Annotated in this window: 5 protein-coding genes; 1 reads left to right on the forward strand and 4 read right to left on the reverse strand. The window is 63.8% G+C overall.

Features of this window, described 5'->3' with window-relative positions:
* Nucleotides 1–494: 494 nt before the first annotated feature.
* From edd to zwf, 3 genes are all read right to left on the reverse strand, one after another.
* Complete coding sequence (gene edd, locus AC0L2B_RS03050) at nucleotides 495–2,339, reverse strand: phosphogluconate dehydratase (protein WP_473744110.1); 1,845 nt, start codon at nucleotides 2,337–2,339, stop codon at nucleotides 495–497.
* Nucleotides 2,340–2,405: 66 nt separating this feature from the next.
* A complete protein-coding gene (gene pgl, locus AC0L2B_RS03055; RefSeq protein ID WP_128247747.1) occupies nucleotides 2,406–3,122 on the reverse strand; it encodes a 6-phosphogluconolactonase in 717 nt (238 codons plus the stop codon).
* The gene (gene zwf / locus AC0L2B_RS03060; protein ID WP_236375126.1) at nucleotides 3,104–4,573 is read right to left on the reverse strand and encodes a glucose-6-phosphate dehydrogenase; all 1,470 of its coding nucleotides are present in this window, start codon (nucleotides 4,571–4,573) and stop codon (nucleotides 3,104–3,106) included. Before zwf ends, pgl begins: the two co-directional genes overlap by 19 nt.
* Before the next feature lie 307 nt (nucleotides 4,574–4,880).
* Here zwf and AC0L2B_RS03065 point away from each other — a divergent pair, with 307 nt between their 5' ends.
* Nucleotides 4,881–5,627 carry an SDR family oxidoreductase gene (locus AC0L2B_RS03065; protein WP_473744117.1) on the forward strand — a complete coding sequence of 249 codons (747 nt, stop codon included), beginning with the start codon at nucleotides 4,881–4,883 and terminating at the stop codon, nucleotides 5,625–5,627.
* Between the two features lie 112 nt (nucleotides 5,628–5,739).
* Here AC0L2B_RS03065 and AC0L2B_RS03070 read toward each other — a convergent pair.
* The coding region (locus AC0L2B_RS03070) for an SH3 domain-containing protein (protein ID WP_473744112.1) at nucleotides 5,740–6,000 on the reverse strand (261 nt) is incomplete at its 5' end.

Raw genomic sequence — 6,000 nt, forward strand, 5'->3', positions numbered from 1 at the left:
GCTCCCTCTGGGAACGCAGCGCTAGCACCTTCGATGACGCGAACAGATGGAGGTTTTGGGTCATGATCGCTGGTTCGCGGAATGTCGGCTATCAAGACGCTGTTTCGCCGCCGGAATGACCGGATAGGGTCAAATCCGCTGGTTCCGGTGAAGGTCCGCTTTCCGGGAGCAAATTTGAGCCGGGAATGCCCGACTAGGGTCACGAATGCTGGTTCCGGCCAATGTCGGCTTCCAAGACGAGAATTCGACTCCGGAAGGTCTCGAAAGGGTGAACTTATTCCGTAGCGCGAGCGAATCTGGACGACTGGAACGGGTCGACCTTTGCCGTTCCCTAACGACGCAGAACCACTCAACACTGCATCCCTCGATGTGTTTAATGCCCTTCTTAAGGAGATAGGACAGCATGTCTGCCCTGAAGGCAGCGTAGTGGCCAAAAGGGCAAAATAGCGTGGCAATCGACAACCGCCAAAAGGGCGGCCGCGAGCCGCCCTTTTTCACTGCAGTGCGAATTCCGCCACGTTGTTTCCGAATGCGCTGGCGCCGTGGTCGGCACGGCCGACCATTTGCCGCAACCCGGCGAAAAGCTCGCGGCCAAAACCGAATTCATTGCCGACAAGATCGCTGTCCGCTGCCCGGCGCAGCGCGAAATCGCCTGCCGGCACCAAGACTTCCAGCGTACCGGCGTCGGCGTCGAGCCTGATGATGTCGCCGTCATGGATCCTGGCGATCGGCCCGTCCTCGACCGCCTCCGGCGTCACATGGATCGCCGCCGGCACCTTGCCGCTCGCCCCCGACATGCGCCCGTCGGTGACCAGCGCCACATGCTGGCCGCGATCCTGCAGCACGCCGAGCACGGTGGTCAGCTTGTGCAACTCCGGCATGCCGTTGGCTTTCGGGCCCTGGAAGCGGATGACGGCGATGAAATCGCCGATCAACGTGCCGGCCTTGAACGCCTCGTTGAGCCCTTGCTGGCTGTCGAAAACCCTGGCCGGCGCCTCGATGATGCGCCGTTCCGGTTTCACGGCGGAAGTCTTGATGACGGCGTGGCCGAGATTGCCTGAGAGCATCTTCAATCCGCCCGTCGGCTGGAACGCCTTCTTGAACGGCGCCAGCACCTTCTCGTCGCCGCTTTCGCGGGGCGAGGCCTCGCGCAACACGCCGCCGTCGGCGCCGAGCTTGGCCTCGACCGCATAAGGCCGCAGCCCTTCGCCCCAAACCGTCTGAACGTCCTCGTGCAATATTCCCTCGTCGAGCAGTTCGCGGATCAGGAAGCCGAGCCCGCCGGCTGCGTGGAAATGGTTCACGTCGGCAAGGCCGTTCGGATAGACCCGGGCCAGCAGCGGCACGGCTTCCGAAAGATCCGAAATATCCTGCCAGCTAATAGCGATGCCGGCCGCGGCGGCCATGGCGATCAGGTGGATGGTGTGATTGGTCGATCCGCCGGTGGCGTGCAGGCCGACGATGCCGTTGACGAACGAGCGCTCGTCGATCATCCGGCCGACCGGCGTGTAGGCGTTGCCGAGCGCGGTGATGGCCAGCGCCCGCTTCGTCGCCTCCCGGGTCAGCGCGTCGCGCAACGGCGTGCCGGGGTTGACGAAGGAGGCGCCCGGCGTGTGCAGGCCCATGATCTCCATCAGCATCTGGTTGGAGTTCGCCGTGCCGTAGAAGGTGCAGGTTCCCGGCCCGTGATAGGATTTGGACTCGGCCTCGAGCAGCTCGGCCCGTCCTGCCTTGCCTTCGGCATAGAGCTGGCGGACCTTGGCTTTCTCGTCGTTGGGCAGGCCCGTCGTCATCGGCCCGGCCGGGATGAACACCGCCGGCAGATGGCCGAAGGTCAGCGCCGCGATCACCAGCCCCGGCACGATCTTGTCGCAGACGCCGAGATGGACGGCCGCGTCGAACATGTTGTGGGACAGGCCGATCGCCGCCGCCATGGCGATCACGTCGCGCGAGAACAGCGACAGCTCCATGCCGGGCTGGCCCTGGGTGACGCCGTCGCACATTGCCGGCACGCCGCCGGCGACCTGGGCAATGCCGCCGGCCTCGCGCGCCGCGTCCTTGATCAGCGCCGGAAATCTCTCGAAAGGCTGATGCGCCGACAGCATGTCGTTATAGGAGGTGATGATGCCGAGGTTTGGCACGCGGTCGCCGCCCAATGCCAGCTTTTCCGAAGGGCTGCACACGGCAAAGCCGTGGGCGAGGTTGCCGCACGACAGCACGGCCCGGTTGGCGGTGCGGCTCGATGCCTCGGCGATGCGGCCGAGATAGGCCTCGCGCCCCGGTCTGGAGCGTTGGCGGATGCGCTCGGTGATGGCTTCGATGTCGCGTCTCGCGGTCATGGCGTCGGTCCTTTCAGGCGAGGTTCCGCAAACACGGTCCGTGCGGGACCCCTTGGCAAGTTGAAATCAGGGTGCCCAGAAAACCTGTACGGGTCTCTCGGCTGCGTCGAGCACGGCGCGAATGGGCTTTCGCGTTTCCGATGCCATCGCGCTTTCGAATGCCGTGCGCTTGTCCTCACCCTCGATGTGCAGCGCGACGAAGCCGGCCCTGACGATCCGCGCCAGCGACAGCGTCAGCCGCGGCTCGCCGGCGCTTGTCGCGTGAACCGGGAGCACGACCCTTTCCGACGACGGGTCGAGCAGTGTTTCCAGATTGTCGGCGTCAGGAAAAAACGACGCGGTATGGCCATCGGTTCCCATGCCAAGCACGACCACATCGAGCGGCCAGGGCAGCGACCGCAACATCCTGCTATCGGCCTCCGACGTATTGCCGACGCTTTCTGCCTCTTGGTAGAGCGGCACGAAACGTGCGGCTGCGGCGGCGTGTTGCAAAAGATTGGCGGCGACCAGCCCGGCGTTGGAGCGCGGCGAGGAGACCGGCACGCAACGCTCGTCGACCAGCGTCACCGTGACCTTGTTCCAGGCGATCGGGATGCTCGAAAGCGATGCGAAAAATTTCGCCGGCGTCGTGCCGCCGGAAACGGCGAGCAATGCCGTGCCGCGTTCATCGATCGCATTGGTCAGGCGGCCTGCGACATGGCCGGCAAGTGCTGCCGCCAGGTCCTGGCGTTCGGCAAATGCGTGCCAGTTGTAGGCGTCGCTGTTCAATTGCTCTCGTGCCATGTCCGCCCGTCGCGTTCGATCAGCGCAATCGAGGCGGAGGGGCCCCATGTGCCGGCGGTATAGCCCTGCGCCTCCTGCCTGGCGCCTTCCCATGCGTCCTGGATCGGGTCGATCCATTTCCACGCCGCCTCGACCTCGTCGCGGCGCATGAACAGCGTCTGGTTGCCACGGATGACGTCCATGATCAGTCGCTCATAGGCGTCGGGGGCGCGGCCGTCGAAGGATTGCGCGAAGCTCATATCGAGCGGGATCTGGCGCAGCCGCATGCCGCCAGGCCCCGGATCCTTGATCATGATGAACTGCTTGACGCCTTCGTCGGGCTGCAGCCGGATGACCAACTGGTTGGCCGAGATCGGCCCGGCGCTGTCGCCGAAGATCGAATGCGGGATCGGCTTGAATTCGATGACGATCTCCGAAACGCGTGTCGCCAGCCGCTTGCCCGTCCTGAGGTAGAACGGCACGCCGGCCCAGCGCCAGTTGCCGATTTCGGCCTTGAGCGCAACGAAGGTCTCGGTGTTGCTGTTCTTGCCGAGCTCCTCGACATAGCCTTTCACCGGCCCGCCGGCCGAGGCCCCGGCACGGTATTGGCCGCGTACCGTGTGCTTGGGCGCTTCATTGCCGTTGATGCGTTTCAGCGCGCGCAGAACCTTCAGCTTTTCGTCGCGCACGGCGTCGGCGTCCATCGACGACGGCGCCTCCATGGCGACGAGGCAGAGAAGCTGCAGCATGTGGTTCTGCACCATGTCGCGCAGCGCGCCCGCCTTGTCGTAATAGGTGACGCGGTCTTCGAGGCCGACGGTCTCGGCCACGGTGATCTGCACATGGTCGACATTGGCGGAATTCCACAGCGGCTCGTAGAGCGCATTGGCAAAGCGCAGCGCCATCAGGTTCTGCACCGTTTCCTTGCCGAGATAGTGATCGATGCGGAAAATCTGGCTTTCATGGAAATCGTCGCCGACCAAATCGTTGAGCTGGCGCGCCGAGGCGAGATCGCGCCCGATCGGCTTCTCCAGCACGATGCGCGAGTTCGGCGTGATCAGCCCGTTCTCTTTCAGCTTGTGCGAGATGTCGCCGAACAGCGCCGGCGCAACCGCCAGGTAGAAGGCGCGGATGCATTCGCTGTCGCCGATCGCCGTCTTCAATTTGTCGAAGCCAGCGCCGGTCGTCGCGTCAGCCGAGACGTAGGAAAGCCGGGCAAGGAACGTCTCCAGCTCCGCGGCGTCGATATCGGCCGGTTTCACATGGTCGGAAATCGCCTGCCTGGCGAAAGCCTGGAATTCCTCGTCGGTCATTTTCGAGCGCGACGTGCCGATGATGCGCGTCGGTTCGGAAAACTGATGGCCGCGCTGGCGATGATAGAGTGACGGCAAAAGCTTGCGTTCCGACAGATCGCCGGTGCCGCCGAAGATGATGAAGTCGAAAGGGTCGACAGGAATGATCTGGCTGGTCATGGTCTGTCCGCTCTGACGCCGCTCGCTGGTGTACGCGTGGATATAATCTAATCGATTTAGATTTTCCAGTGACACGGCGTCACAGCCCAGGGCCAATCGGGTGTTGCCGATCGTTCTGAGGTGTGCCCTTGACACTGGCGCAACCCGGACGCTTGTCGGCGAGGTGGTTCCGGGAGGCCTTCGCAGATGCAGCATAGAGCGGGATCGAGGCGAAAGCCAAAGGAGAAATCGAGAGTATGTTGATCTTTCGGCGGCCCTTGCCGGAGACTGCCGGAGCGGGGAGTCTTCAATCATGAGTGAGAAAGCCATGCGCCTGGAAAACAAAGTTGCCATCATCACCGGTGCCGCGTCAGGCTTCGGCGAGGGCATGGCCAAGCGTTTTGCCGAGGAGGGCGCCAAGGTTGTTGTCGCCGACCTCAACGCCAAGGGCGCCGAACGCGTCGCCAACGAGATCGGCCGGGCGGCGATCTGGACCCAGACGGACGTCTCGACCCGTTCCGAGTTCGACGAGATGGTCTATGCCGCAAAGAGTGCCTTTGGCCGCATCGACATCATGGTCAACAATGCCGGCTGCACCCATCGCAACGGCGATATGCTCGAGGTCGACGAGACGACCTTCGATCTGATCACGGCCGTCAACATGAAGGCGATCTACCACGCCGCCCTGGCGGTCGTGCCGGTGATGGATAGGCAAGGCGGCGGCGTCATCCTGACCACGGCCTCGACCGCCGGCATCAGGCCGCGACCCGGCCTCACCTGGTACAATGCGTCGAAGGGCTGGGCGATCACCGCGACCAAATCCATGGCGGTGGAACTCGCGCCGAAGAACATCCGCGTCAACTGCCTGTGCCCGGTTGCCGGCGAGACCGGCATGCTCGAAAAATTCATGGGCGCCGACACACCCGAAATCCGCGAGAAATTCCGCGCGTCGATCCCGCTTGGCCGGCTTTCGACGCCGCTCGACATAGCCAACGCGGCGCTGTGGCTGGCTTCGGACGAGGCGGCCTTCATCACTGGCGTGGCGCTGGAGATCGACGGCGGACGGTGCATCTGAGCCGTTCGGCCCTGTCGGTTTCAAGTTTGACCTGACCGTCCCTCGCACGCGGGCGGTTGATTGCGGCAGCCAAATGAGCCGTGGGCAACGTCAAAGAACGGCCTGACCGATGCTACGCGCCGGTCTTGACGAAGCTCTTGTAGATCCAGCCGCGTTTGCCGTTGTAGACGATCTGGCACCATTTCTTGCAGCCCATCACCTGAACCGAGGTCTTGGCCGGAATGGTGACGATGGCGGCCGCACTGTTCTTCGGACCGGTGCGCATGGTGACGCCCCTGAGGATACGTCCTGCCGCGCTCGCTGGCTTGGCCTCGACTTTGGCCTGGGCGCCATCCTTCTGTGTCGCGGCCGGCAGAGGCTTCGGGGTCGAGAT

This window comes from Mesorhizobium sp. WSM4815, assembly GCF_055811575.1.